The 3,396-nt window shown below is 62.2% G+C and carries 4 protein-coding genes; all 4 read right to left on the bottom strand.

Going from position 1 to position 3,396, the window contains the following annotated elements:
* On the bottom strand, nucleotides 1-687 hold a 687-nt coding region (locus EN750_RS24715; protein ID WP_127398008.1), incomplete at its 3' end, for a sugar phosphate nucleotidyltransferase.
* Nucleotides 687-1,787 (bottom strand): glycosyltransferase, encoded by a 1,101-nt coding sequence (locus EN750_RS24710; RefSeq protein ID WP_127398006.1) that lies wholly within the window; start codon nucleotides 1,785-1,787, stop codon nucleotides 687-689. The genes EN750_RS24715 and EN750_RS24710, both read right to left, overlap by 1 nt.
* Nucleotides 1,788-1,801: 14 nt before the next feature.
* Nucleotides 1,802-2,398, bottom strand: a complete 597-nt coding sequence (locus EN750_RS24705) for a histidine phosphatase family protein (protein ID WP_127320166.1) — start codon at nucleotides 2,396-2,398, stop codon at nucleotides 1,802-1,804.
* Nucleotides 2,395-3,396: inositol-3-phosphate synthase (locus EN750_RS24700; protein WP_127398004.1), on the bottom strand; the 1,002-nt coding region annotated here is incomplete at its 5' end. The genes EN750_RS24705 and EN750_RS24700, both read right to left, overlap by 4 nt.

Below are 3,396 nucleotides of genomic sequence, written 5' to 3'. Positions count from 1 at the left end.
GCCGTTGAAAGTGCCGACATCGACATAGGCGGACCCAGCCTTGACGCCGGAGGCTCGACCTCCGGCCGCAAGGTAGGCGTTGACCAACGTGCCGATATATTCGTCACGGCATTCCCGTTCACGCCAGAGTGCCGCAAGCTGATGCAGGATCGACCCCGGCATCTTGAACGCACCCCAAACCCAGTTCGTGGCGGCGTCCTGTTGCTTGACCTGGATTTCGATCACGCGCTCGTGGTCATCGACAACGACGGCGTCGAAGAATTCGGGACGATCCACCGGGAAGAGCAGAAATGAAAGCTGATCGTCAGGCAAATGACAGAAGCCGTCCTCGGGAAACCAGATCGTGTCGGGAAGGCCGACCAGGACGACCTCATCGGACGCGACGAGAGGCGCTGCCCGAAAAATCGCATCGCAAAGTCCAACGGGAATGGGCTGCACCACGAAGAGAGCCGCGGCCTCACCATAGCCGGCAGCGTAATATTCGAGGATGTCGGATTTGCCCGATCCAATGATGAAACAGATCTTGTCGACGCCAGCGTGCACCATCCGCCGCACCAGATACTCGCTCACGGCGCAGGGACGCTCGGTCTGTCCATCGATCCGGCTGCCGACCGGCAGCAGCTCTTTCGAGAAGCCGAGCGGTTGAATGCGGCTGCCGCGCCCGGCAGCGGGCACAATGCCCAACATCAGACTGCTTCCATCATCGGTTCGCCGGGAGATCTTTGAAAGGCGTCGTTTAGAATCTGGTCCAGCTCCGCCGCGCGCCGGCCAGAAGTGTGTTCGTCGAGAACCCGTTGGCGCGCACGGGTTTTGATAGCATCGAGTTCTCCTGCGGGTAAGGCGAGCGCCGCGACCACGTCATCGGTGTCGTGGGCCAGCAGGATCTCGCTGCCGGGTTCGAAGAAGCTGCTTAGGCCCGGCCATGTGTCGGTTACGATAGGCACTCCACATGCCGCTGCTTCGAACAACCGGCCCGAAGGGCACCAGCCCTTTTGCGCCATCGCCTCGCGGGTCACATTCAGTGTCAGACGAGAGGATGAGAAAAACGCCGGGTGATCGGCCGGCGGAAGGTGCCTGACGAAGAAGATGTTGTCGCTCCACGGGAATTCCTGCGGATATTGTGCGCCGCCGATGATGAAGCGCTGGTCCGCCAAGCGCGCAGCTGGGCGAACCAGCAGATTCTCGACGGCCGCCTGGCGATCGGGCGCGTAGGTTCCGAGATAGGAGAGATCGGCCTTGAACTCGGCCCGCGGCGTAGCCGGCCGGTGTTGATCCGGATCGACATGCCCATAGAGCGGCACCACGTGACGCGCGCCCAGAACCGCCTTCAGCGCGTCGACCGCCGAGCCGCCTGTGTAGCTCAGGACGAGGTCGAAATCGGCAAGACCCTCGGGGCCGAAATAGGGTGGACGCTCACCTTGTTCGATGCGGGCAAGCGTGACCGGAGTGTCCAGATCGTAGAAGACCCGCAGTCCGCGCCCTGCCTGCTGCGCCAGCCGCGAGGCGTCCACGGCATCGGGACAATAAGAGGTGACGATAACGACATCCGATCGTTTGATCGTTTGCTCCGCGACCCGGCGGATATCCTCCCAGTCCGGATAGAGCACGATGTTGCCGCCGTCCAGATGATCAACATCGCGCGTTCCGGCATAGTAGGGTGTGTCGCGTTCGAAGAAGGTGATGGACCAGCCGCGCCGGGCGAGGGCTCTGATCAGTCCCCTCCATAAGGTGGCATGGCCGTTACCCCATGAAGACGTGACGGTAAGACCGAAAATGACCATCTGCATCCGGCAAATCCTCGTCAGGCAACTTCGTTCAATCGGATCAGCTTCGCCCCCCAGTCGCCCGACACGATCGTGGTGATCGAGGCGGGATCGATGTCGAAGCGAAAGCAGTCGCCGGCCGGCAAGCCAAGGACTTTGCAAACGGCGGCCTTGATCACATCGGCGTGGCTGACCAGGGCGACACACTGATTCTGATGCTGCTCGTGGACAGCGTTCATCACCGCGACGACGCGCTGCTGGACATCCAGCATGGTTTCGCCGTTTGGTGTCCTGGCCTCCTGCCGCTGGTCGTTCCAGGCTCGCCAGCCGGCGTTGCCGCTCAACTCATCGAAGGTCTTTCCCGACCAGTCGCCGAAGTCGATCTCGTCGAGTTCGGCACAGATCGCGATTTCCCCGACGCCGCAGGCGAGCGCGATTGGCAGGGCCGTCTCCCGGGTCCGCTCGCGCGGGCTGCACAAGATCGCTGCAATCGGCTCCCGGGCCATGCGGCAGCCAAGCTGCGTTGCCTGCGCCTTACCAGCATCCCCGAGGCAAACGCCGTCCATACGGCCTGCCAGATAGGAGCCGACATTGTCGTGTGCCGCATGGCGGATCAGAAAGAAGGTCGTCGTCATTCCGCGGCATCGAGCAAAGGCTCGTCCTTGCCGGCGATGAACGCAAGCGTGCGCTGCCGCGCTTCGGCGTCGGTGAACTGTTCGGGAGGCGACTTCATGAAATAACTGCAGGGACCGGTCAGCGCTCCGGCCATGCCGCGATCGAGCGCCAGTTTGGCGCAGCGTACCGCATCGATCACCACGCCGGCCGAGTTGGGCGAATCCCAGACTTCCAGCTTGAGCTCGGCGTTGAGCGGCACGCCGCCGAAAGTCGTGCCTTCCACCCTTATATAGGCCCACTTGCGATCGGTCAGCCACGGTACGTGGTCGCTGGGCCCAACGTGGATATTGCCTGGCTCCAGGGGAACATCGAACTGGCTGGCCACGGACTGTGTCTTCGAGATTTTCTTCGATTCCAGCCGCTCGCGTTCCAGCATGTTGAGAAAATCGGTGTTGCCGCCGAAATTCAGCTGATAGGTGCGGTCGATGCGTACGCCGCGTTCGCGGAAGAGATTGGCCAGCAGCCGGTGCACGATGGTCGCGCCGACCTGGCTCTTGATATCGTCGCCGACCAGCGGCAGTCCTCGCTGCTCAAAGCGCCGGCGCCATTCCGGGCGTGAGGCGATGAAAACTGGTATGCAATTGACGAAGGCGCAGCCGGCCTCGAGCGCGCATTCGGCATAGAAGCAAGTTGCCTCCTCAGAACCCACCGGCAGGTAGGAAACCAGCACGTCAGCGTTGCTGTCGCGCAGGATCTCGCTGACATTGGCTACGGGATCCGGAGCTTCTTCAATCTCGTCGCGCAGATATTTACCGATCCCGTCCAACGTCGGCCCGCGCTCGACGCGAACGCCGGTTGTCAGCGCGTCGGCGAAGCGGAACGTGTTGTTCGGGGCGGCGTAGATCGCTTCCGCGACGTCGCGGCCAACCTTGCTCCTGGCGACATCGAATGCGCAGACAATCTCAATGTCGTCGACATGATAGCCGCCTAGGTCGGCATGCATCAGCCCAGGGATTGG

The organism is Mesorhizobium sp. M7A.F.Ca.ET.027.03.2.1, from assembly GCF_003999175.1.
Lineage (GTDB): Bacteria > Pseudomonadota > Alphaproteobacteria > Rhizobiales > Rhizobiaceae > Mesorhizobium.
Note: the sequence above shows the minus strand (reverse complement) of the source record. Positions and strands in the feature narration are given on the sequence as shown.